At 48.6% G+C, this 24,754-nt stretch carries 14 protein-coding genes; 3 read left to right on the forward strand and 11 right to left on the reverse strand.

Going from position 1 to position 24,754, the window contains the following annotated elements; translation table 11 throughout:
* Window positions 1-84: 84 nt before the first annotated feature.
* Complete coding sequence (locus KBW69_RS12520) at window positions 85-780, reverse strand: ABC transporter ATP-binding protein (RefSeq protein WP_257254160.1); 696 nt, start codon at window positions 778-780, stop codon at window positions 85-87.
* On the reverse strand, window positions 773-2,017 hold the full coding sequence (locus tag KBW69_RS12525; RefSeq protein ID WP_257274191.1) for a lipoprotein-releasing ABC transporter permease subunit: 1,245 nt from the start codon (window positions 2,015-2,017) through the stop codon (window positions 773-775). Before KBW69_RS12525 ends, KBW69_RS12520 begins: the two co-directional genes overlap by 8 nt.
* Before the next feature lie 132 nt (window positions 2,018-2,149).
* Between KBW69_RS12525 and KBW69_RS12530 the strand changes: the two genes are divergently transcribed.
* Window positions 2,150-2,587 (forward strand): hypothetical protein, encoded by a 438-nt coding sequence (locus KBW69_RS12530; protein ID WP_257281082.1) that lies wholly within the window; start codon window positions 2,150-2,152, stop codon window positions 2,585-2,587.
* Between the two features lie 68 nt (window positions 2,588-2,655).
* On the opposite strand, the gene KBW69_RS12535 is transcribed toward KBW69_RS12530, so the two are convergent.
* The 5 genes from KBW69_RS12535 to rlmKL form a co-directional block, all read right to left on the reverse strand.
* Window positions 2,656-3,468: a hypothetical protein gene (locus tag KBW69_RS12535; protein ID WP_257274189.1), complete on the reverse strand. Its 813-nt coding sequence runs from the start codon at window positions 3,466-3,468 to the stop codon at window positions 2,656-2,658.
* A 112-nt stretch (window positions 3,469-3,580) separates the two neighbouring features.
* Complete coding sequence (locus KBW69_RS12540; protein ID WP_257274188.1) at window positions 3,581-4,528, reverse strand: hypothetical protein; 948 nt, start codon at window positions 4,526-4,528, stop codon at window positions 3,581-3,583.
* An 87-nt stretch (window positions 4,529-4,615) separates the two neighbouring features.
* Window positions 4,616-5,332 (reverse strand): hypothetical protein, encoded by a 717-nt coding sequence (locus KBW69_RS12545; protein WP_257274187.1) that lies wholly within the window; start codon window positions 5,330-5,332, stop codon window positions 4,616-4,618.
* Between the two features lie 241 nt (window positions 5,333-5,573).
* Window positions 5,574-7,058: an oligopeptide:H+ symporter gene (locus tag KBW69_RS12550; protein ID WP_257274186.1), complete on the reverse strand. Its 1,485-nt coding sequence runs from the start codon at window positions 7,056-7,058 to the stop codon at window positions 5,574-5,576.
* A gap of 1,124 nt (window positions 7,059-8,182) precedes the next feature.
* Window positions 8,183-10,393: a bifunctional 23S rRNA (guanine(2069)-N(7))-methyltransferase RlmK/23S rRNA (guanine(2445)-N(2))-methyltransferase RlmL gene (gene rlmKL / locus KBW69_RS12555; RefSeq protein ID WP_257281083.1), complete on the reverse strand. Its 2,211-nt coding sequence runs from the start codon at window positions 10,391-10,393 to the stop codon at window positions 8,183-8,185.
* 270 nt (window positions 10,394-10,663) lie between these two features.
* Between rlmKL and rmf the strand changes: the two genes are divergently transcribed.
* A complete protein-coding gene (gene rmf, locus KBW69_RS12560) occupies window positions 10,664-10,876 on the forward strand; it encodes a ribosome modulation factor (protein ID WP_257281103.1) in 213 nt (70 codons plus the stop codon).
* Window positions 10,877-11,017: 141 nt separating this feature from the next.
* Here rmf and KBW69_RS12565 read toward each other — a convergent pair whose 3' ends face one another.
* Window positions 11,018-12,043 (reverse strand): quinone-dependent dihydroorotate dehydrogenase, encoded by a 1,026-nt coding sequence (locus tag KBW69_RS12565; protein ID WP_257281084.1) that lies wholly within the window; start codon window positions 12,041-12,043, stop codon window positions 11,018-11,020.
* A gap of 208 nt (window positions 12,044-12,251) precedes the next feature.
* Here KBW69_RS12565 and KBW69_RS12570 point away from each other — a divergent pair, with 208 nt between their 5' ends.
* A complete protein-coding gene (locus KBW69_RS12570; RefSeq protein WP_257281085.1) occupies window positions 12,252-16,271 on the forward strand; it encodes a hypothetical protein in 4,020 nt (1,339 codons plus the stop codon).
* Here the strand turns inward: KBW69_RS12570 and KBW69_RS12575 are convergent.
* From KBW69_RS12575 to KBW69_RS12585, 3 genes are all read right to left on the reverse strand, one after another.
* Entirely contained in the window at window positions 16,264-19,005 is a 2,742-nt protein-coding gene (locus tag KBW69_RS12575; RefSeq protein WP_257281086.1) for a hypothetical protein, read from the reverse strand. The genes KBW69_RS12570 and KBW69_RS12575 overlap by 8 nt on opposite strands.
* Before the next feature lie 84 nt (window positions 19,006-19,089).
* On the reverse strand, window positions 19,090-21,816 hold the full coding sequence (locus tag KBW69_RS12580; RefSeq protein WP_257281087.1) for a hypothetical protein: 2,727 nt from the start codon (window positions 21,814-21,816) through the stop codon (window positions 19,090-19,092).
* Between the two features lie 84 nt (window positions 21,817-21,900).
* Window positions 21,901-24,666 (reverse strand): hypothetical protein, encoded by a 2,766-nt coding sequence (locus tag KBW69_RS12585; protein ID WP_257281088.1) that lies wholly within the window; start codon window positions 24,664-24,666, stop codon window positions 21,901-21,903.
* Window positions 24,667-24,754 lie beyond the last annotated feature (88 nt).

Here is a 24,754-nt window from a genome sequence, read left to right on the forward strand (position 1 = left end):
CTATCAAAGCCGCAGTAACCATGCCAGTGGACACAACCCATCTGGAACAGCAGAATAATTTTTCCGGGCTGTTGACAGGTTGGCTTAAGAAGCGATGATCAGCGTTCCGGAATCCAGTCGGAAGACTCTATCCATCTGTCTGGCCAGATTCATGTCATGGGTTACCACAACAAAACTGGTCTTGAACTCATTGCTGAGAGAGGCCATCAAATCATGCACTTTTTCTGCTGTATTAGGATCAAGATTACCCGTTGGTTCATCCATAAACACCAGATCAGGTTCAGTAACCAGGGCTCTGGCAATGGCTACGCGCTGGCGTTCTCCTCCTGACAATTCTGCGGGCTTATGTTTGGCCCTTGCCCCAAGCCCCACGGCATCCAGTAACTGTTCGGCTCTTTCCCTGATCTGTCTGATGGGTGTTTTCTTTCTCAGCAGTAGCGGCATAGAGACATTTTCCAGAGCGGTGAACTCAGGTAACAGATGATGGAACTGGTAGACGAAGCCCAGGTGGCGATTTCTCAGTTCATTCTGCTCTGCTTCTTTCATCGTTGCCAGCTCATGGCCGCAGACTCTGATTTCACCCGAAGAAGGACGATCCAGTCCGGCCAACAATTGCAGTAATGTCGTTTTCCCTGAGCCAGAGCTGCCAACCACCGCGACCCTCTCCGAAGGACCGATCACCAGGTTTAAGTCATTCAATACTTCCAGTTTTTCAGGGCCTTCATCAAAACTTTTGGCCAGTGCCCTGCACTCTAATACGGCGTTGATGGACTCATTCATAACGAAGTGCCTCTGCTGGCTGGGTTTTAGAGGCTCTCCAGGCGGGATACAAAGTGGCCAGGAAACTCATGGACAGACCTGCAATACTGATGACAGCAACATCGCACCATTGCAATTCAGAAGGCAGATAACTGATAAAATAAACGTCCGGGCTGAGGAACTGGATACCCAGACAGGACTCAAGAGCTGAAATGATTTCAGAAACGTTCAATGCGGCAATCACACCGAGCACAACCCCCAATAATGTTCCCACAATACCAATGAGAGACCCCTGTACCATAAAGATACCCATAATGGTTTTCGGACTGGCTCCCAGTGTTCTCAGAATAGCGATATCCGACTGCTTGTCAGTCACCACCATCACCAGGGTAGAGACGATATTGAATGCTGCTACGGCAACAATCAGCGTCAAAAGCAGGCCTACCATGGTTTTTTCCATCTGGATCGCCTGAAACAGTTGCCCCTGGGTACGAGTCCAGTCTTGCACGTAGTAACGCCCCGGCAGCTGAACAGCCACCTCCCAAGCCAGTTTGGGGGCAGCGAACAGGTTTTCCATTTTCAGACGGATGCCCTCAACACCTTCCGATACTCGCATGAATCGGGCAGCATCCTGAATGTTGATATAGGCCAGACTGCCATCCACGTCAGCGCCTACTGCAAAGATACCGACTACTGTAAAACGTTTGAGTCTGGGGAAAACACCCGCAAGGTTCACATTCGCCTCAGGCAGAACCATGGTAACCTTATCACCGGTCGTCACCCCAAGGGACTGAGCCATGATCTCACCCAGCACTATGCCAAACGTGCCGGCTTTCAGATTGTCGAGAGATCCCTGCACCATATTCTGATCGACAATAGACACCTCCTTTTCGAAGGCCGGATCAATCCCATACAGCATCGCTCCCCGAACCTCGCTGCCACTGGTCAGCATACCTTGACCATCGACAAAGGGAGCAGCGGCAACAATCCCCTCATGGGCAGAGACCTGCTCAAGAATATCCTGCCAATCCTGCATGCCGCCGGATGCCGAAGTAATGGTAGCATGGGGAACCATACCCAAAATGCGCTGTTTCAGTTCCCGATCGAAACCGTTCATGACAGACATGACAATGATCAGAACGCAGACCCCCAGGGTCAGCCCAACCATTGACATCAATGAAATAAAGGAAATGAAGTGATTCCTTCGTTTGGCCCGGGTATATCTGAGGCCGACAAAAAACGGTAATGGTCTGAACATTTAGATTTTATGAGGCGCCAATGATTGTAAAGTTCGCTATTATAACCCCAACAGCCCGGCACGAATAAGGCTGTTTGCATTTCCTTGCAAAAGCTACAGTTTCCCAGAACGATAATCAGGGCAGCAGAGCTGTTGCACCCGACCCACGAAAGTAAGAAAGTAGCAAGAAAAGAAAGTAGCGAGAAAAATATGCCTGTCATGAAACATTTATTATCACTACCGTCATTAGCCCTTTCCATGACTTTGTTGGGTCTTGGCAGCCTCAATCTGAATGCTTTTGCAGCAGAAGCCGGTGACTCGATTGCAGTACCCGTTGGCAGTCAGTCGGCTGAACTTCGCAGCACGGTTCTGTTGCCGGAAAGAGGTCAAAGCATGGAGTCCGTCAGGGATCGTCTGGGATCACCTGAAGTCTCTGAAACGGTCGGAAAACCTGCTATTACCAAGTGGCAATACCAGGACATGACCGTTTATTTTGAAGATAAAACGGTTCTGCGAGCGGTTGTGCACCCCAACTTCCAAAAAGCCGAGCCAACCGCTGTTGCCACTGAATCGTCAGTTAGACAGCCGTGAGCTGACGAACAGCCATGAGCTAACAGATGCCTTGAGGAATTTATAAAATTCGGGGAGTATCAGCTCCCTTATGGATCCATACCCGATTCAACAGCACGTTGTTGGGCCTGCTTAAAATCGTCGCCCATGAGCGCAAGCGCGTTCATACGAAACTCCTCAAATGTAACTTGTTGGCCATCCGGTTGATCTGGAGGAAATATCATTTTCAAAGTTTCAATTTTTTCCTCAGGGGTTTTATCACCAAAAGTAAGATCATGGAAAGCGGAGACCAGCTTCTTATTTTCCAGCATGTTTTTGTAGCCGTCGTGATCAACAAATAATTGTTGATCACCATTAATACTTTCCTTAATACTGAAAAACTTACTTTTGAATAATCCATACGGCATTACTTCAATATTAAAGCCCGAACCGTATCTTTGATTATTTTCTGAGAAGGGTGCTTCTTCCAATTGATTATAGAGATATTCTGCTATTGGTTGTAATGCTTCGGGATAGAGCTGAAAATGTTCAATATCGAGCGAAACCCAATAAATGAGACACTCTTCATTTTTATCGACCGTTTTAAGTGCTCTATCAATAGCATTATCCACCTTTACAAAAAGGTTCGGATACAATGATTCAAGTGCCTGAATATCCCGCTCTTCCAGGGTACGTTCACAGCGATATCCCATGGAAGAATCGCAGATATAATAAAAATCTGCATCATCAGCTATTTTTCTGTTTACTTTCGGTTCTACTTCCGCAGCGGCAACGGGCGAATAAGGAGAGCTGGCGTTGCCTGAAGAAGCGCAGAGTGCAGAGTTGTCCACACCCATTGGTTGTGCCGAGAAGCTCTGGCTTTCAGTAGATAAGCGTTCTCGGGGCGAAAATCTGGCATCCATAAAACAATTTCCTAATGATTTACCTGACTTATTGGAATTAAACAATCCAGTAGTTAAGCATTTGCTTCCACATAAAGCATTAACCAGTTAGTCAGTACAGGTAACACTGGATTCAAACAATAAGTACACTCGATGGGGGCAAGGGGAAATTGTTTCCGGCCAAGTTATCCCTGCATCGAAAAAAAATCACGCCATCAATAATGGCAGTATTAATGCCCCGTTGATCAATGGGCAGTTTGAATGACCGGGTCAGACAGAGAACGTTTTTTGCACTACGTTTTCTGTTTCTGTCGTTAAGTTGACCAGCATCAAGGATGGTAACGCTCTGATTTTTTTCCTGACAGGCTGCAGTATGTGCTCTTCCTGCAGGGTCATGAATTGCCAATTCGCCATTGCTATCACATCCTGCCAGTGTTGCCCAATGCCCCGAGATTCGTTTGTATTCAGCGGTGTTCTCATCGTAAACGTAAAAACCGATATTCAGCCAGGCCCCGTCTGATATCCCGATATTTTCAATGATTTGCTGTTGATTCGGTGGCTGCCTGGAATGTATATGGTTAAACGATGATTTGGCAGAAGCATACTCAGCCCGCCAGCCGTAGTAACGAATGTCTGGTGTCAGCTGATAATTTTTTTCCATAAACGAACGGACACCGGCCATCAGCTCAATAGGACCGATACCGTTTTCAACATTCTCATTCATACCAAACGCTTCAGCCAGTCTGATTACCAGGGCATGCTGATGTTCAAGTCCGGTAATGCCCAGCAATGGCGCCAGAGTATTGGCCACTGAGGTAGGGCCACAGATATGCCTGGACTGGAAGTTTTGCCCGTCAGTATTGATGTCATTTTGACAGAGATTGGCAGGCACGCTGGGAAAGTTTACCGCCGCTGTCGCAGATCTTTGGGTAATGGGTGTTTCAGGAAATGAGGTTTTGTAAGTTTTACTGCCGATGATGTTATTGCTTTGATGGCTAACCACTTCTGAACTCGTGTCTTTCTGGCCCGGTTTTATGTGCAATCCGTTAGTAACGTTCACAGTACTCATCAAACTATTCATATACAAAACCCCCTTTGGTTTACGGAATTCCTTTCCGATTCATAATTTATTTGACCGCATAATCACTAAATGGTTCCACAGACCTAATCATTGCACTGTACAACAACTCTTATTTATTCTTCTTTTCAATGAAGAATAGATTTGTACAGGTAAACTTTTGTAATGACGAACAAGATCTTCCGCATTCCAGCTAAAGCTGCCTTGATATTCATTATTTAAATAAAAAACTTCATGGTTTTGATTTTCAAAATAACCGACAATGCTGTTGTAGGGTAACGGGTCCTCGAAGCACACTTCATAACATGGTGCCTCACCTGCTCGAAAATAATCAGGATCAAGACCTCGAATGTTGTCCATTTTCGTGTCAATCATGTATTGATATTTCTTCAAGTCTTGACTCAAAAAGCCATTATTCCAACTCACTGATTGAGACGTAGCAACAATACCGGTGGTCTGATTAGATACAACGGGATTTAAATCAAAAAGTCCGGTATACTCAATCACCTCAGAAACCAAAACTCGATGATTCTTATCTCTTGGTATGCGAGGATAAAACCCTCCAGCTTCTTTGATTTCTACTAATGGTCTTGAATCGTAACGATATACCAGACCACGGAAATAGTTTTGTTTCACTTTCCTTTTTGAACCATCATTCAATTTTAATGAAAAACCCATCAGCTTCTCGTCGCCGACAATTCGACAGTCCAACTGATTAAACTTTGCCTCATCAACCTTAATTTTTGAAACCAAGCCAGTTGTTTCAGGCATAGCCCAACTTGTGCTGCCAGATGATGTCGCTTCCATTGAATAAGCCTCCCTTCTTATTTATCCAGATAAACTGAAAGATTAAAAAAATCATCAGCTACAATGACTCTTTACAGCGTTCAGGTAAATCACAAAAACGCCTGATCACTTTCAGTCAGTTCCCCTGATTGGAGTATTCACACCACAGAAAGTTCCCGACAGAAAACGAAACCAGAAACCATTGAAAAAAACGACCTTCACTGAACAGTCGCCTCTTCATAACACCAAAATGTCAGAGCAATCAGGCTGTTGCCGGTTTCACCTGACTTTTTTCTACCGGGTTCATCAACCTGTTCAGTTTAGGCGCCGTCACAAACATGATTACGGCTACCACCGCTGAAATCAGGCCCATGACTTCAAAGAAATGGCTGTAGATCGGCAGAGTATCCAATGCGGTCGCTGACTGACCAGAAGCCACAGTGGTTAAGCCCGCTACATAACCAGCCACTACTGAGGCTGCCGAAGTCGTCAGGAACCAGGCCCCCATAATGAAACCATGCATGCGCTCAGGCACCAGCTGAGCTACCATCGCCAGACCAAGACCACTGATCAGCAGTTCCCCCAGCGCCTGAGCCAGGTAAGTACCAACAATCCAGCCCGGCGCAACCAGCCCCTCGGCACTGGCAAACCGGGCAGCCAGAGGAATCAGCAAGAAGCTCACTGATGTCAGGGCCATACCCATGGCAAACTTGACCGGCATACTCATGGCTTTTCCGGTCACACCAGTACGGTTGTAAATGTAAGCCAATATCGGGCTGGCCACCATGATCCAGAATGGGTTAAGAGACTGGAAGGATAACGGGTTAACTTCAAAACCAAAAATAACATGCTCAACGTTATGAATGGTGAAGAAGTTGAGGGAGGTCGGCATCTGGTAGTACATTACCCAGAAGACAATCGCTTCCAGCATCAATATCAGAGCAACAATCATCTTGCCACGCTCAACACCGGCAGAACCCAGAATTTCTTTCAGGAAGATCACTACCACACCGCTCCCGACCATCGCCAACAGGACATTGGCAATAACCAGATGGTTCAGAACAAAGGCACAGGCAAAACACGCAGCAATAACACCGACAAAAACCAGTCCAAACTTCCTGTAGTTCAGAGGTTTAAAGTCAGGCTCAGAGCCATAACCGGCTACCCAGTGGCGAATGATGAAATAGTTAGCCAGAGCCACCAACAGTCCCAATGCGCTGACTATGAAGCCCACGTTCCAGCCGAAATGGTCCGCCACATAAGGTACAGTCAGCATAGAAATAAAGGAGCCTATATTGATCGCCATGTAGTACATGGTGAAGGCGCCATCCAGACGACTATCACCTTCTTTATAACACTTGGCCAGAAGGCTGGAAGGATTCGCCTTGAACAGGCCATTACCCACTGCGACAGTGGCCAGGGCAAGATAAACCATCTGCATGTCGTTGCCCGCTGCGGCCATGATGGCATAGCCAGTCATCAACACCAGGGCACCGAACACTATGGTCCGCTTGGTACCCAATACCTTGTCGCCCAGGAAACCACCAAGCGCTACCAGGCCGTAGACCAGAGCATTAAAGGCACCAAAGATAATAAACGACTCAGACTCCGGAACATCCAGTTCACGAACCAGATAGACGGCCAGAATAGCCTGAAGTCCGTAGTAGCCAAAACGCTCCCATAGCTCTAGAAAAAAGATCATATAAAACGGCCTGGGCTGTTTCAGAACGTTTAAAGACTGTTGCATATAAAAACTATCCTTTAACTCCGATGTTCGTCAGTCAATGTCTGTATTTCAGGTATTGTTCGATCTTCCTGATCGAGGAACCTCAAGCGCAATAAGCTCGACAGACTCCGGAGACGGGAGAAATTTCAATAAACTTAAACAAACATTTTCTGTTATTAATAAACTTATTGAGAGCTCTCACTTTGAATTTTTGGCGGGTCAGTACAAAGACCTTTTTTAATTAAGTCTTATTAAAAACGTTTCCAATAGCGGTAATTTTCACAGCCAGACAAGTAGATACCGGTGAACCGGACAGGACTGATGCCTAAATATTAGTGCCATTTACTTTTTTCATAATCATCCAGCTTCGACGAATCCGTTTTCTGCGGTGAAAATCACCCTCACAGAGCCCCCAGCGATAAGTCAATCACAAACTGTTTACTGTCAATCCCGGAAATTGTTGTGTCTGCAGCTGCCACCTGAACCGGCCACATTTTGACCCACAACCAGCATTACATCGGTGCCATCTCCATAATGATCAAAGGGACACTGCAATATGTTGGCAGGATCAGATTTAGTCTCAGCCCAGGGTCCACAGAAGTCACAGACTGGCATATGCCACCGAACGACAGCGGTCGTCTTGGGCGGGGTATCCCGGGATATGACAATATCCTGATATCGCGGTTTATCGCCGATGGAACATTCTGTAAATATAAGATTCTTGTAATGGAGACCAAGTTTGCTAATGCCTAAGCTACCTGATGGCATTGAGTCAGTCGTCGGAGAATACACCCCATACATGCAAGAGCTGTCTGACCCAGCCTTGAAAGAGTAAGACACGCTATGGTCGGAATCATAGTTTCTTATAAAATAAATTTTCCGATCCAGTGCCTGAACAGTTCCGAATGCGAGCACAAGAATCGTTGACACCGCTAGCCTTGAAGTCAGCTTCATACTCCTCAGCTCCTGATTAGCTGCCCAAGAAGACAGGGTAGGACGCCTCAAACCCCGTTGTCGCTTGCATGGCTCGAAAGTGTAACTCTGATTTGCTGCCGGCTCAATTAACCTGAAATGATCTTTCTGAATATCAAAATCACCTTTAAGTTTCCTGGAGCTGGAAAAGGCAAACCAGAAAGGACCAATGCCTAAATAGCAGAGCCATTTTCTTTTTTCATAATCTTCCAGCTTCGATGAATCCCTTTACGCCGTTGAAAATCTCGATCAATGGTTTGATGAGTGATCTCTTCAACAAGAAATTCTGATTCAACTCGCGCATCCAGTTTGAACTTTCTAAAATTGTTAGAGAAATAGAGAGTACCATCCTTACTAAGCCTTTTTGCTGCCAGCTCAATTAACCTGAAATGATCTTTCTGAACATCAAAAACACCTTTTAGCTTCTTGGAGTTGGAGAAGGTGGGAGGGTCCATAAAAATCAGTTCGTACTCGCCGGTATCTTTTTCCAGCCATTTCAGACAGTCTTCTCGCTCCATCCGGTGACGGCGCTCGCTCAGACCGTTCAGGGCCAGATTCTTTTTACCCCAGTCCAAATAGGTATTGGAGAGATCAACGCTGGTAGAAGACACAGCTCCACCCATGGCAGCATGAACAGTGGCTGTGGCGGTATAACAGAACAGGTTGAGGAAGCGCTTGCCTTCAGCCTCTTTCTGCAGCCTCATTCTCATCAGGCGATGATCAAGAAACAGACCCGTATCCAGATAATCATTCAGATTAACCAATAAACGACAACCGCCCTCTTTTACTTCCATCAGCTGTTTCTGTTCGTCCTGCCGGACGTACTGACTGAAACCTGATTGCCGCTCGCGTCGTTTCAGGACAATGTTTTCATCCGGTATATTCAGTACCTCAGGTGTCACTGCCAAGGCTTCGATTAAGCGCTCCTGAGCTTTTTCTTCGTTAATGGATTTGGGCGCTGCGTACTCCTGAACGTGCACCCAGTCACGGTACACATCAACCGCTAAAGAGTATTCGGGCATGTCGGCATCATAGAGGCGATAGCAGTCGATGTTGTTTTTTCTGGCCCATTTGCTCATCTGCTTGAAATTTTTCTTCAAGCGGTTGGCAAACATGGTGGCCCCTTCAGAAATATAGGTAACCGTTCGGGTCTCTGATTGACTCCCCTGCTGTTTTTCTGCCGCGGCCTCTCTTGCTTCACGACTGCGAATATCGTAAAGAAAGAGCTTACAGGGCAGTGCTCCGTTAAAGAGCGAATAACTCTTTTTGGGCCCCATTCCGAGATTTTTCACCAGACTGGGTGTACCCGTAAAAATGCCTGCTTCCCAGCCCGGGCAGTTTTGTTTTAGCTTTTCACCCAGATGTTTGTAAAGGTAGACCAGACTGGCTTCATCGCCCATACGTTCACCGTAGGGAGGATTACAAACCACCAATCCGGCATCTACGTCAGACCCCAACCCCATGGCCAGATCCTTGAGTTCCTGCTGTCGTATATTGACCCTTTTTGACAGCCCGGCCCTTTCAAGGTTGGATTTGGCACGATGAGCAACAGACCCCAGGCCTTCAAAGCCAGTAATCTCCGAATCCATGGCAGCTAGCCCCTGCTGACGACGTTCTCTGGCTTCCTCCAGCACTTTACTCCAAACCTTTGGCACATGCCCCATCCAGCGATCAAACCCGAAACGGGCTCGAAGCAGACCGGGGGCAATGTCGGCCGCCATCATGGCACCTTCTATCAACAGAGTAGCGGCTCCGCACATGGGATCCATTAAGGGTTTTCCCCGGGCAGCCATTTCAGGCCAGCCAGATCTTATCAGAATGGCCGCTGCCAGATTTTCCTTCAGAGGTGCTTCACCGGATTCCTGACGATAGCCCCGTTGATGCAAACTCTGACCTGACAGATCAATCGATACAAACGCTGTTTTTCCTCTGGCATGAACATTAATTCTTAAATCAGGGTTAGCAGCACTCACAGAAGGCCGCCAGCCATGCTCATCTCTCAGCTGATCAACGATGGCGTCTTTAACGACCTGAGCACCGAATCGGGTGTGATTAATATCGGGTGTCGAACCGGTGAAGTCGACCCGGAAGCTGCTCTGCTGATCGAGATGATCATCCCATTCAAACGTTTTGACCCCCTGATAAAGACTGTCTTTGTTCTCGGATCGAATCTCGCCCAGCCGCAGTAGAATCCGGCTTGCCAGCCTGGACCAGAGACAACTCCGATAGGCAACTTCAAGACTGCCCCTGAAGCTCACACCAGCGACAGTTTCCTGGACAGATTGCGCACCCAGGCCCGTTAACTCACTGGCCAGCAGGATTTCCAGCCCCTTGGGGCAGCTGGCAAAAAGTTCTAGAGAACGCTCAGCAAGAGGCGTATTCATAACTGATATTCCAAAATAATTTAAAAATTCAATATTTATTAGGATTGATTTCTCGACAGTCCGATCAAACTTCGTTAGAAATTAAACCGTAGACGTTCCCTGTATGTTTGCTCTCTGGTTTTTCCCGGCTCCCTCGTTGCATGTATGTTGCATGAAGCCTGGTGGGCATCCGGAGTTATCACAACAGACCGGATCAGGGAATTTTCAGGTGCTGTAACAGGGTGCCAGGGAGGCATTGATAAACGAATCAGCAAGAGGCAGTACCACATGATGAAAAGACAAAAAAGGGATATGACAGACAGAGCCTTTACCAAAGGATATCGGACAGGTGCGTCTGGACGTTCGAAGGATATCTGCCCACATACGGACCCTCAACTTCGCCAAGCCTGGTTAACGGGCTGGCGGGAAGGTCGCGTAGACAACTGGGACGGCTTGATTGGCATTTCCGGCCTGCAACGGGCCAGTAATGCCTCCTTTCTATGAGTTACCCTACTGTTGAAGCCTATAAGCCCCGGACTTCCGGGGCTTCTTTCATCCCGCCTGCAGCCATGAACGAAGAAAAATATTCCTGAATCGGCTCGCTTGGAAATCTCTCAGAGACTCATGAAGTCGACCGAAGAGCCTTCAACCATGATCACAGGAGTAAACGGCTTCTGCCGCCTCACGAATCAAGGAAGGGCCCCTATAAATGAAGCCCGAATACAACTGAACCAGACTGGCCCCTGCCCTGATCTTATCGGCTGCTGTTCCGGCATCCATCACGCCGCCCACACCAATAACAGGTAGTTTTCCGGAAAGTTCGGAGGACAACAGTTTAATGACTTCTGTCGAGCGGTCACTTAGTGGTGCCCCACTGAGTCCGCCCTGCTCTTCTGCATTAGGCAAACCCTCAATAGCATCCCTTGACAGCGTGGTATTAGTCGCAATCACCCCGTCCATCTCACAGGAAACCAGTTCACGGGCGATGTCAGCAATTTCTGCTTCATCCATATCCGGTGCGATCTTGATAGCTACCGGCACCCTGCGACCATATTTGTCGGTCAGTAAAGCCTGCTCTTTTTTCAATGCCTCCAGCAGACTTTTCAGGGCATCACCAAACTGCAATTTACGCAGCCCCGGAGTGTTAGGGGATGAGAGATTGACCGAGATGTAGCCGGCATGGGGATACACTTTTCTCAGGCAAGTCAGGTAATCCGTTTCAGCGTCTTCCACGGGAGTATCAAAATTTTTGCCAATGTTAATGCCAATGATGCCCTGATAATTGCAATTACGGACATTCTGAACCAGATGATCAACCCCTTTATTGTTGAACCCCATACGGTTGATCAGCGCCTCACGCTCTGGAATACGAAAGCAGCGAGGCTTTGGATTGCCGGGTTGAGGACGGGGGGTCACTGTACCCAGTTCAATATGACCAAAACCCAGACTGCCCAAGCCATCAATACAATCTGCGTCTTTATCAAGCCCTGCTGCCAGCCCCACAGGATTTTCAAAGGTCAGCCCCATAACTTCCCTGGGGCGGGAAGGAACAGATGGCACAAAAGCATTGTTCAGGCCTAGCCGCTGGCCTGCCCCTATCATCTCTAATGCTACATCGTGTGCATTTTCAGCAGAGAGACAAAATAACAACTTTCGGCCCAGTTGATACATGAAAAGCCCCGGTTAATTTAGATAAACCCGCGGAATTATACGCTGCTCCATTTTGAAAACCAGTGTTGTGTAAGGGCTTTTTTATCATTCCACATTTATATTCATAACCAGACGGTAAGTTATTCTGACCAAAATGGAAATTTTCCGCCATTTTCAGGGTCTTAAACATTAGAGGAACCCGATATCCGAAATAGGTAGGAGGCCAGAAATGTCAGAATTATCGATTGGAAGTCTACCTGCAGCCCCCCATCGTTCAGGCAACTCTACCTCTTGCCTGAATCCCATGCAGAGCCTTGTGGGGGAAGCAGGAACCTACTTGTCATACCAGGCCAAAAACCATTCTGCCCCCTTATCAAAGCCTCTCTCTGAGCATCAAGTCACTAAGTCTTTAACTGCAGTAATGATTGGCAAAAACATTACTTCTGTCCCTGAAACCGATCCCGACGATGAAGATGACGTGTTTGAGGATGCCGAAGATAACCCGGACTGGATAAAGGATTACGATGCCAGACTGGCGGAAACTGCAACTCAACCTCTAACTCACCAAAAGGATCACTGGCATTTCTCAGATCACGATCCGGAAACCCTGATTAATGACTATTCAGAGTTGCTGGACAGGTTCAGGCAAGAAGGTCTGGACGCTGATGTCATCACTATGATGCATCCCTATGGCATTCTCGAACGGATTCTGGATGTGTGCCCCGAAAGGGGCTTTGCCCTGTTAAAACAGAGATTGCTGGCACTGGCTGACGACTTAGAAAAGAACTGGTGGGGTATCACCTCCAACAAACCGGAAGCCAGACAAAAACTGGAGGCTTTATTCAATCTGTTGGAAACGCGTGATGACGATGCTCTGCTGAGAGGGTTGCTTGACTTTGAAACAAGGCATGGCAAGACACCTTTTTACCATGTGCTTCAGGAGTGCTTCGTACAGAACAGGATGACGGATCCCTTCAAACCAGAGAATGCCGGAGCCAACCCATCTGCGGCGGCGTTGAGCCTTCAGGCAAACAGGCAGGCTCTTGGGCTGAAAAAAATCGACGCCCGGAAAGCTCTGGAGGGACTCTATTTTCCACCACCCGGTCACTGGCACAACCGCTCACAGTTAACCGGGACAATGATCTGGAAAACCCCGCAAATTGTTCACCAACTGCTGTTGGATCGCTGTTGTGCTGATATCGATGAAGCTCGAAAAAAGCTGCGCTCCGGGCAATGGCAAAGTCGACAGCAGCTGCAGTTATTATCGAATCAGCTCAAGTCTCTGGCGGAAATGCGCTGCACGCCCGAAAATCTGACGGACTTCATTCAGAACCCCAATCATGAAGAGTTCCGGGACTTGCTGGAAAGGGAATGCCAACAGCTCTATTTCAAGCAGCGCTATCAATACTTGATGTCGACCGAGTTATCGGAACTCTCCATCGAAGAGCTCAATGAAGCAGAGCAACAGGTGGACTGTATGCTGGCTGTGGAAGGGCATAAAGACGTTCCTGCGGACTTCGCTGCTGACATGTTCAAACAGTTAAAGCATTTCCATCACGCCATTCAACTGGTTCGTTTTATGAAACTGGAGCTGGAAGCCCCTCTTTCAGAAAGGATCTTTATGCTCAATCCTCCTGCCACCCGGCACCTCATGCAGAAACTGAATACCAGCAGGCAAGGGGCCGATACAGAAATGAAGCTGTATCATGCCATTACTCAATACAGTGATCACCTGAAGGCTTATCACAAACATCCGAGCTACTCATCCATAGTCGCTTACCAGCAGAAACATCATGATCTCAGGCTGGCCCAGGAAGAACAGGTGATGGCAGAGACCAGAGCCTTGATAGAACAGCCTGAAACACCGGCCGTGATGGGTACCGGTGATTATCAGGAAAACCTGCAACTGCTGAAAATACTGGATCAGGCACTGCAGGAAACAGCCCCGGTCAGCCCCGTCCATTCGGGCAAGGAAGCTATTATGGCGGTGGGGTATCAGGTTGTCTGGCCGGGCAGAAAATCTCTAAGGGACAAAATGTCTGAACTTCAGCACCTGAAAGATCTGAAAGCAGTAGGCTACTCGTTCAGGGAAGAGCTTCTGAAAACCTGTGAAGCCATTCCCGGCTCCACCACAGGTATCCTTAACAGAGTGTCCAACATTGTACAGCCAGCCGCGACCACGATTCAGGACTGGCACAGCGGTAAAAGCAGTGCCTGGACCATTCTGACGGGAGTACAGGGCAGTTACACAGAGCTGGAAAAGCAAGCCTGCGAAACACTTTCAGGCGTACTGGAAATAGCTCAACGCCACCCTCGTTTGTTCCGACGTCTGGTTGGAGACTCCGCCCAAACTATTGAGCAGTTGAAAATACTGGTGGGCGCCGGGAATGCCGGACTGGTTTCACAGCTTCAGGCAAGGCTGTCGGCTGAATCGGCCGCCTCCTGCTTTGCCGGAGATGAAGCCGTTAACGAAGCATTCGATTACGCCAACCACCCCCAACAGGCGGCATTATTAAAACAGTTTCAGTTTCTGCTGCAGGTTTCCGATCTGGCTCTCAAGGGCTCTGTCGCCCTGAACTTCTTTGCCGACCTGTCCAGTCATACGGCAGGTTCCAGACTGGGCAATGTTATCGGACTGACAGCAGGCGCCCTGATTGCCGGCCTGGCAGGGGGTGCAGTAGGCTGGAGCGTTGGCGGAATGGCAGGAGCAATTGCCACGGCAACGGCTCATGCAACGGGAGCCGTTGCCATCCGTGAAGGTGTCAATCAACTGGAAGGTCGTCAGGTTCGTACCCTGAACAGGCTGATCAACTACGGACCGGCCTTTGCCAACGCATCCAGCCCTATGGATGAGCTGGCGCTGATTGCCAGGGGCGTTGCTAAAAAGGAAGGTCTGGCCAGAAGTGTCTTTAACGTCTGCGTTAACCCCTTTCAATTCCGGTACAATCGACTGACAGAAGCGATTCGTGCTTACCACAACAGGGAAGCCGGAGCCTTTGGCCAGCTCGCCGCTGAAGGTGCCAAATGCCTGATCGTTCTGGGTGGTTCAGTCATGGCTGGAACACTGGTTGCCGGTAGCGCCTTCTACGGGAGTCTGGCGGCCGTGGCATTATGGCCCATAGCCACCTCCAGCTTCGCATTGATTACCACAACGCTGTCTACCGGCAATGTCATCAGTCGACTCTTTAACTCGCTGGACCATGTTGAGAACCTGATTTATACGGCTAAAGACAGCTATCACTATTACCGTATGCTGTTGCCGGAAGGCTCCGATAAAAGAGCCCGCATAGAAGCGCATTGCCTGGCATCATCGAAACGGATGATGGCTAAAATGACCGCCCAGAGTCCGTTCAAACAATACCTGCGAGAAACTATCACCGCAGAAGTAGCCAAGACCTACTGGGATTCATGGCGTGAAACTGAGGAGGGCAAACATCTGGTTGATACTGTTAATGCCGGAGTCGAAAAGGAAGTCACTGAGTTGGCTGAAGCCAGAAAAGAGCTGGCAGAAGATATCCTGAAACACCAGAAGGCTCTGATGATTTTCCAGAGCTATAAAGACCAGGTCGACACCCTGACCAAAGACCGCGAAGCCTTTAACACCTTCAGGAAACAACTCAGGGAAGTGGGGGTTCATCCTCCGGAGATCAGCCATGGCATCGGCTATTACATTCAGGATCAATTACTGGAGATTCCTCTGGCCATCAACCGCCATTGTGGCACCCCCAACCCCGGGACCACCCGATCAGCCATCGGGAAGACGCTCGAAGACTCGTTGAGACAGACGATCAGGGGCCATTATTTGCTGAAAATGGCTGCTCTGGGTCGACCCATCAAGAGGGTTTTAGACGAGGATGGTACTGTTTCCACCCAACCTCTCAGTCGTGATGACCTGCTGACCCTGAAAAACCGGGTCATAAATCAACTGCATAACCATCTGGAGAAGGATATCTCATCGGCAGCCCTTGAACGGCTTCAGCTGGCGGTTCACATGGCCGCAAAAAGTGTTGAGAACGACCACGGCAAGGGTCAAAAGGTCAGCTTTGAGCAGATGAGCAGCGCACTGGCCAACCGGCTGGAAGATCAGGGTCGAGCCATGGAAGCAGTGGAAAGACTCAGGGTCGCACGTTTCCGACAGCAACTGAAAGAGAACCCTGACTTTCAGAATATGACCGAAGAAGAGCAGGCCCTGATCATCGATCAGGGCATCATTGCCCAGCCCCGAGCATCAACACGGGCCTTCACCTGAGGAATAGCCTGGCGTGTTCACTGACATCGTCAGTGGTTCTGGTGTGTTTGGTTTCGAACTCTGCCCGATGCAAGTCCGGATCAAATGGATCGCTATATCTGGCCGTTTTTTGGGTAAAGTCCTGCAGATTCAGAACATTTTCTCTGGCACCGCTCAGTCCACTGTCAAGCATGAAATGATCACCGACTGCAGTTTCACCGGCTGCCGTCACCGCCAATTGATGTCCATGGGCTTCCCTGATCGCAAAATTTTTCTCGAGCCGCTGAGGCCTCGTACATAAGACTGAAGTAAACTGTTGATTGATTTTGTCCGATGTAGCCCCTAATGAGTCGGATTCATCAATGCCATAATAGTGGGCAACCGCCTGAAACCAGGCTTTGTGAACCACCTTGACACTCTCCCGGGCTTTTTTAGTAGCCCGTTGATAAGCCTCTTTCGAATCAATGGGTTCCGATCCTGAAGTCGGGCTCTTCAGTAACTGATCCGTAATGTCTTCCTGCAGTTTGTGACAATACTCATTTAAGGGGTCTGGCAACCTCATACCAATATAAACCTGATTCTTGTTCTCTAAACACCGGGTCTGCATGCCCTTATATAACGTCCGGCTCTTCAATTTTTCCAAATCCTCTGGAAAGACAACGTTCCTTATGGGGTCATCAGACTCTTTTAACATCTGCAACTCCCGGTAAAGCTGCTCCTTGAAGTGCTTATGAAAACCTTTGTTGAAGATCACCGTCCTCCTGAAATCCTTAAAGGTATTCAGCCCCTGGTTGGGTAATTCCTCACCTTGTTTACCTTCCCAGCTGCAAGCAGCGTATGGCTTGCCCCAGTCGTCCATGCCATCACTCAGGAACTTTTTTCCCAGCCTGCTATTTTTCCCGCTGGCACAAATGATCATATCCACAGGTCGGTGCATAACCGTTTCCTCAGGGGTGTCATGCTCTGCTCTGCCCTGTTGCGCCACACCATAAGCAGGGTTATAACGTGCTCTGACCTTGTAGCCCTGCACTCCCGACTCAACGCCCTCCAGCTCAAAAGCAGCCATTCTTTCCAGACTGGAAGGCTCGTCACCCTCATGGGTTTGATCATTCCTTGCCTTCAACTCGGTCAGTCGATCATGAAATGCTTCTTCCAGATGGCGGATGGCTATCTCGCCAAGACCGTCGGAACGAACAATGCCCTTGCTTTCCTCACCGTCACCAAAAAGCTCATAGTAGTGTTCACCCAGATAAAACTTCAGCATATCCATCCATTTGAGATCCAGCCTGACCACCTGACCCTTGTCGTGTTCAGTACTTCTGTTATCAAAGACGGAGACATCTGCACCGGCTTCGAATTGTGACAAGGCCAGGGCCAGCCCCGTGGGACCGGCTCCTTCAATCGCTACCCGGGGGTGAGTTCTGGCATTATCATGCTGCTTAATCAACCAGTCGAGCTGTGCCAGATCAATCTCCTGCCCCCTCAAAGTGCCGATTTCCTGAACCTTTAACAGCTTGGTGAGAGTATCCTGCTGACCACGCCATTGTTCAGGCTGCGAGAGTATGCCCATGTCCCATCGTCTGCCCCCCGTCAACTGGATATCAAGCAGTGCTCGTCGTGATTCTGCTATCAGCTGCCCCTCTTCTTTGGTCAAGCCTTCCCCGGCTTTCAGGCGTTCTCTGATGTTATCTACATCTAACTTAGTGACTTCAGCACTCAGTCGATTCAATGTTTTTCTCACCTTGGCTTTGTCCTCAAATAACCGCCCATCCAGGTAAGAAAATTCGCTGTGACTATCAAATTCAATTTTCAGTTTCGGATAACGCTTCAGGTCTTGAATAAAGCGGTAGTCTTTTTCCTGTACCAAATTTTGTTGGTCGCAGTGAATGTCAAGCTCAAGGCATTGAGCATTATCAAATATTTGTCCCACCGCTTTGTGGAGGGGGACTGCACGCTCCTGATAATAATATCTACATAAGTCGTCATTCCAGATTGACAATAGATCATCATACTCATCCTGCGACAGCCGTTCAGGCAACGAATGAAGAATTTCCCGAAGCACCTCTTTGACCAGACACTGAAAATCCCGGGATTGACCGGTACGAGCAAAATGCCGCTCCAGCCTGCCAAAATCCTGATCCAGCCTGATGTCATGCCTGACTCGGCCTGGTGTGAGTAGTGAAGCCGTATAGTAGCCTTTAACGGCCTTACGAGTGAAGTGTATAGATAACGCCGGAATCCTGTCAATCAGTCTCGGCAAGGATTTTATTCCCTTTTCCGCCTCACTGAGCATCGTGTTTACGTTCTCAGACCTGAGAACAGCATAGAGAATTTTACCCCTTATGCTTTCTCTTTCCGGACGGCTGAAACCCGGAATAACCCCTTCAGCCACATCAATTACCAGACGTTTTCTATCCTTTTTAGTCAGCTCCCCGCTCTCAAGAGCCTTCATCACCTGGTCATGCAACAAAACCTCTGCTTCACGCTCCCGGGCTCTTTGCGCTTTCGCGCCGTGAGTGGGAGAAAGAAAGGCAAACAGCCTTTTGAAGATGTTTCCACGGGGTTTGACACTGACGACCTTTCTCCCCCTGAAAGTAGCCGAAGTGTCTTGCTCTGGTGCCCCCGAATCGCTAATCAATTCAAGCCGACCCGTTTTTCCTTTCCTGCAAAACTTCTCAAGCTTCTCAACATTGTCCAATAAATCAGCGAACTGAGAACTCGCTGGTGTTGGGGCTCCTGCGCCTCCAATGCTCATAGCTATAGGCCTCCCTGCCTTAGTCATTTACAAAATAGAACGATAAACAAGTGCTTTCGTTATTGATCAATGCAACCGTCAAACTCAGTTGTTTAGCTGAGAACCCAGGAACACTTCGCCTCGTTGAATAACAAAGTCAGCTGTTCTCTGCTGCCCCCCCTCAAGCGCTGCCTGGTGCAAAGCCGGAGCAAATGGATTGGTATCGTTGGCCGTTTGGTGAGTGAAGTTCTGCAGGTGCAGAACATTTTCCCTGGCTCCGGTCAATCCGCTGTAGCTCATGAAATGGGGGCTGGCTGCGGCATCACCGGCTACTGTCACGGTCAAATCATGTCCATGAGTTTGCTCAGTCACAACACTCTGCTCAACCCGATGCTGCTGCAATGGAAAGACCGAAGAAAACTTGTCATTTATTTTGTCCAATGTCGCCCCCAATGACCCGGATTGATCAATACCATAATAATGGGCCACTGCCTGAAACCAGGCTTTATGAACATCCTTGAGACTCTCTTTGGCTTTTGTCTCAGCCCATCTATTAGCTTTTTCTGTATCAACGGAATCGGATAACGCATTCAGGCTATTCAGCACCCGCTGCTTAATTTTCCCTTCCAGCTTTTTACAGTACTGATCAAAGGGCTCTGGCAACTCCATGCCGATGTAGACCAGATTTTTATTCTCAAAACAGCGGGTCTGCATACCCTGATCCAGCGTCAGACGCTCCAATTCTGCCAGATCCATAGTGTGTTTATCAGACGCTTCTAGAAAAGGCAGCTCTTCTAAAAGCCGTTCCTTGAAGTGCTGATGAAAATCTTTGTTAAAGACCACCATCTCCCTGAAATCCTGAAAGGTGTTCAGCCCCTGGTTGGGTAGCTCCTCACCTTTCTTGCCTTCCCAACTGCAAACACCGTAGGGCTTGCCACCGGTGACCACTTGATCCTTCATGAACTTGTTCCGCAGCCTGCTGTTTTTTCCGCCAGCACAGATGATCATATCCACAGGTCGGTGCTCAACCGCTTCCTCAAAAGTGTCATGCTTTGCCCTGGCCTGCTTCGCCACATCAGAATCAGGGTTATAACGCGCTCTAACCTTGTAGCCCGATCCTCCCGGCTCTACCGCTTCCAGCTCAAAAGCAGCCATTCTTTCCAAAGTAGGAGGCTCGTCACTATCACTGATTTGATCATAATTCCTTGATATCAACTCGGTCAGTCGATAATGCAATGCTTCCTCCAGGCGATGAGTTACTATCTCGCCAAAACCATCAGAGCGAACAATACCCTTGCCTTCCTCACCTTCACCAAAGAGCTCGTAGTAATGTTCACCCAGATAAAACTTCAGCATATCCATCCATTTGGGGTCCAGCCTGACCACCTGAACCCTGTCGTATTCAGTACTTCTCTTCTCAAAGATGGACACATTGGCACCGGCTTCGAATTGTGACAAGGCCAAAGTCAGCCCTGTCGGACCAGCCCCTTCAATCGCTACCCGAGGATGAGTTCTGGCATCGTCATGCTGTTTAATCAGCCAGTCGAGCTGTGCCAGATCCACTTCCTGCCCTCTTAAAGTCCCGATTTCCTGAATCTTTAACAACTTGGAGAGTTGATCTTTCTGATCATTCCAGTGTTCAGGCTGCGAGAGCATGATCAGATCCCATCGTCTACCTGCCGCCAATTGAATATCAAGCAATACACGTCGTGACTCTGCTATCAGCTGCCCTTCTTCTTTGGTCAACTCTTCGCCTGCTTGCAGGCGTTCTCTGATGCTATCCACATCTAATTCGGTCACCTCAGCACTCAGTCGATCCAATGCTTCTCTCACCTGAGCTTTGTCGTTATTTAACTGGTTCTTCAACTGTTCAACCCTGAGAAGATTGAATCGCGATGTCAGTTCCGGATGACGGGACATGGCTTGAAGAAAAAGATAGCTTTTTCCCAGTACCAACTCCCTTGGGTGACCGTGAATGGAAAGCTCTGTGCGGGTAGCATTAGCAAAGGTTTGATCCGCGACCCTGGCCAAGGCCTTGTCACGGTTTGTATGAGGAAGGCCACTCCAGTCTGCCAATAACTGGCTGTATTCATCCTTCGACAGCCGTTCGGGAAAAGAGTGGACAATTTCCTGAATCACCTCATTGACCAGATCCTGATAACCATCCGATTGACGGGTGTCGTTAAAATGCTGTTCCAGCTTCGCAAGATCCTGATGCAGTCTGCTGGTATCCGGTATTCGGTCAGGAGCAAGAAGCAGAGTCGTGTAGTAGCCTTTGATGGCTTGCCGGGCATTATATAAAGATACTGCCGGAATGCTGTTAGTCAGTCTTGGAAAGGCTTTTATTCCCTGCTCTGCCTCAATGAGCATCGCTCCTGTGGACTCAGACCTGAGAATAGTATTTAGACTTCTATCCCTTATCTCTTGCCTCTCCGCACGGCTGAAACCCGGAATAATTCCGTTAGCCACATCCTCTACGAGACGAATTCTGTCCTGTTTATCCAGCTGCCTGTCGCCAAGAGCCTGCAACACTTGATCATGCAACAAAGCCGTTGCTTCACGCTCCCGTGCTCTGAGCTCTCTCGCTCTGCGGGTGGGAGAGAAAAAGGCAACCAGCCTTTTGAGCAGATTCCCACGGGGTTTGACACTGACGACCTTTCTCCCCCTGAAAGTAGCCAAAGAGTCTTTCGCGACTAATCCCGAAACACCACTCACATCAACCCGGCCCGTTTCTCCTTTTCTATGAATCGTCTCAAGCTCTTTGACGTTGTTCATCAATTCAACGAACTGAGCAGCAGGTCCTGTTGACCCACCTGCGCCTCCTATACTCATTGCTACTGACCTCCCTGCCTGTGCCATTCAACAAATAAAACGATAAAGAAATAATTCCGTTATTGACCAATGCAACCGCCAAAATCAGGTCTTCAGTTGAGACCCCAGCCCCAGGAGCACTTCGCCTCGCTGAATCACAAAGTCAGCAGTTCTCTGCTGCCTCTGCTCAAGCTCTTCCCGGTGCAACCAACTATTAGAAGGATTGACATCATTGGCCGTTTTTTGGGTAAATTCCTGCAATTGCAAAACATGCTCTCTGGCTCCGGTCAGCGCACTGGAACTCATAAAATGAGGGCTGACTGCGGCATCACCGACTGCCGTTATTGTCAATTCATGCCCGTCTTTTTGCTGGGTTACAACACTTTTCTCAACCCTGTGTTGCTGTACCGAAAAGGCCGAAGCAAATTTGTGATTGATTTTGTCCGATGTGGCTCCCAGTGATCTGGAGTCATCGATTCCGTAATAATGGGCAACCGCCTGAAACCAGGCTTTTTGAACTGCCTTGACACCCTCTTTGGCTTTTTTCTCAGCCTGTTTATTAGCCTCTTCCGGATTAATGACACCCGATCCCGGAGTCACACTGACCGCCACATTCCGCTTAATTTTCCCCTCCAGTTTTTTACAATACTGGCCAAAGGGCTTTGGCAACTCCATGCCAATGTAAACCAGATTCTTGTTCTCAAAACAGCGAGTCTGCATAACCCGATTCATAGTCTTATACTCAAGCTCTAGCAGATCCTTAGGGTCGACGACACTTTTTATTGAGTCAGCAGGTTCTGATAAAAGAAGCAGCTCTTTGGAAAGGCTCTCCCTGAAGTGTTCATGAAAATCCTTGTCAAAGACCACCACCTCTCTGAAATCCTGAAAGCTGTCCAGCTTCTGGCTGGGTAACTCTGCGCCTTTTTTACCTTCCCAGCTACAGACACCGTATGGCTCGGCACGGACAAGTACTTTGTCCTCCATAAACTTGCCTCTCAGCTGGGTGTTTTTACCTCCGGCACAGATCAGCATATCCACAGGCCGATACTTGAACGTTTCCTCCGGGGTGTGATCTTTTGCCCTGCTCTGTCGCGCCACATCATAAGCAGGATTATAACGAGCCCTGACCTTGAAGCCCTCCTCCCCCGACTCTACCTCTTCAAGCTCGTAGGCAGCCATTCTTTCCAGACTGAAAGGCTGGTCACTGTCACTGGTCTTATCATAATTTCTGCCCATGAGCTCGGTCAGTCGGTAGTGTAATGCTTCTTCCAAACGATGAATGGTTATCTCGCCATAGCCATCGGGACGAACGATGCCCTTGCTTTCTTCACTTCCACCAAAAAGCTCGTAATAATGCTCACCCAGATAAAACTTCAGCATATCCATCCATTTGGGGTCCAGCCTGACCACCTGAACTCTGTCGTATGCAGTACTTCTCTTCTCAAAGATGGCAACGTTGGCACCGGCTTCGAACTGTGACAATGCCAACGTCAGCCCTGTGGGGCCGGCCCCTTCAATAGCTACCCGGGGATGAGTTCTGGCCTCATCATGCTGTTTAATCAGCCAGTCGAGCTGCGCCAGATCAACCTCTTCTCCCCTCAGTGTGCCGATTTCCAGAATCTTCGATAGTTTTTCGTATTCCTCCTCCTCAACTATCCAGAAACCACGGTCTGAGAGCATTGCCATGTCCCACCGTCTGCCCGCCGTCAACTGAATATTCAGCAGTACACGTCTTGATTCCGCTATCAGCTCTCTTTCTTCTTTGGTCAACGCCTCACCCGCTTTCAAGCGTTCTCTGATAGCTTCTACATCTAACTGGGTTACTTCATCACTCAGACGATCCAGCTCCGCTATCACCTGAGCTTTATCGTGAGCTAACTGAAAAAGCATCTGCTCAATGTCAATACCAAATCGCGATTCGAGTTCAGGATCACGGCTCATTGCGTCAATAAAGCGAGCAGTTTTCTGCTGCACCAACTCCCGTGGGTGGCCGTGAATAGAAGGTTCTTTGCGGGTGACATTAATGAAGAATTTCTTAATAACTCTAGCCAGGGCCTGGTCACGGTTTGTATGAGGAAAGCCACTCCAGTTAGCCAATAACTGCTCATATTCATCTTCTGAAAGGCGTTCAGGCAAAGAGTGTATAACCTCCTCAATCACCTCATTGACCAGATCCCGAAAACCATCTGATTGGCGGGTATCTTTAAAATGCTCTTCCAGCTTCGCAATATTCTGATTCAGCCTGCTGCTATCCGGTATTCGCTCAGGGGCAAGGAGCAAAGTCGTGTAATAACCTTTAATAGCCTGGCGGGCATCATAAAGGGAGACGGACGAAATGGTGTCAATCAGTTTTGGAAAGGCTTTTACTCCGTCTTCCGCCTCATTGAGCATCATTCCTATGGACTCAGGTCCCTGAAACACGTTGAGGTTTTCGAGGTGGCTGAGAGTTTTTTCTCTCATCCTTTGCCTCTCCCCGGGGCTGAACCCGGGGATAACACCCGTAGCGACAGCATTGATAAGACGGCTTCTATCCTGTGTATCCAGATGTTTGTCACGAAGCGCCATCAAGACCTGGTCGTACAAAACAGCCTCGGCATCTCTTTTAGCTATGGCTCTAATCTCTCTTACTGACTTTCTGAGAGTAAAAAAGTCAAGCAGTCTTCTGAACAGGTTCTTACGGGGTTTGACCTTGACAACCTTTCTCCCTCTGAAAGTCGTCAAAGAGCCCTGCTCTGTTCTCTCAGGACATTCAGTCACTTCAATCCGGCCCACTCCTCCTTTTTTATGAATCGCCTCAAGCTCTGAGACATTTTTCATCAAATCAACGAACTGAGAACTCGATCCTGGCCTGCCTGTGCCTCCTAAACTCATAGCTCCCTGCCTCCGTGCCTGAGTGGTGCGTCAGATGCGACGAAAAAATAATATATCCGGTAACCGTCTCGCTTAATCATTCACTTAA

Origin of the sequence: Endozoicomonas sp. ISHI1, assembly GCF_024606225.1 — a bacterium.
GTDB lineage: Bacteria > Pseudomonadota > Gammaproteobacteria > Pseudomonadales > Endozoicomonadaceae > Endozoicomonas_A.

Bases quoted from the DNA above. Each gene is read 5' to 3' on its own strand.
- rmf (WP_257281103.1), top strand. From the start codon at position 10,664: ATGAAAAGACAAAAAAGGGATATGACAGACAGAGCCTTTACCAAAGGA.
- KBW69_RS12545 (WP_257274187.1), bottom strand. From the start codon at position 5,332: ATGGAAGCGACATCATCTGGCAGCACAAGTTGGGCTATGCCTGAAACA.
- KBW69_RS12550 (WP_257274186.1), bottom strand. From the start codon at position 7,058: ATGCAACAGTCTTTAAACGTTCTGAAACAGCCCAGGCCGTTTTATATG.
- KBW69_RS12520 (WP_257254160.1), bottom strand. From the start codon at position 780: ATGAATGAGTCCATCAACGCCGTATTAGAGTGCAGGGCACTGGCCAAA.
- KBW69_RS12575 (WP_257281086.1), bottom strand. From the start codon at position 19,005: ATGAGCATTGGAGGCGCAGGAGCCCCAACACCAGCGAGTTCTCAGTTC.
- KBW69_RS12535 (WP_257274189.1), bottom strand. From the start codon at position 3,468: ATGGATGCCAGATTTTCGCCCCGAGAACGCTTATCTACTGAAAGCCAG.
- KBW69_RS12565 (WP_257281084.1), bottom strand. From the start codon at position 12,043: ATGTATCAACTGGGCCGAAAGTTGTTATTTTGTCTCTCTGCTGAAAAT.
- KBW69_RS12570 (WP_257281085.1), top strand. From the start codon at position 12,252: ATGTCAGAATTATCGATTGGAAGTCTACCTGCAGCCCCCCATCGTTCA.
- KBW69_RS12525 (WP_257274191.1), bottom strand. From the start codon at position 2,017: ATGTTCAGACCATTACCGTTTTTTGTCGGCCTCAGATATACCCGGGCC.
- rlmKL (WP_257281083.1), bottom strand. From the start codon at position 10,393: ATGAATACGCCTCTTGCTGAGCGTTCTCTAGAACTTTTTGCCAGCTGC.
- KBW69_RS12540 (WP_257274188.1), bottom strand. From the start codon at position 4,528: ATGAATAGTTTGATGAGTACTGTGAACGTTACTAACGGATTGCACATA.
- KBW69_RS12585 (WP_257281088.1), bottom strand. From the start codon at position 24,666: ATGAGTTTAGGAGGCACAGGCAGGCCAGGATCGAGTTCTCAGTTCGTT.
- KBW69_RS12580 (WP_257281087.1), bottom strand. From the start codon at position 21,816: ATGAGTATAGGAGGCGCAGGTGGGTCAACAGGACCTGCTGCTCAGTTC.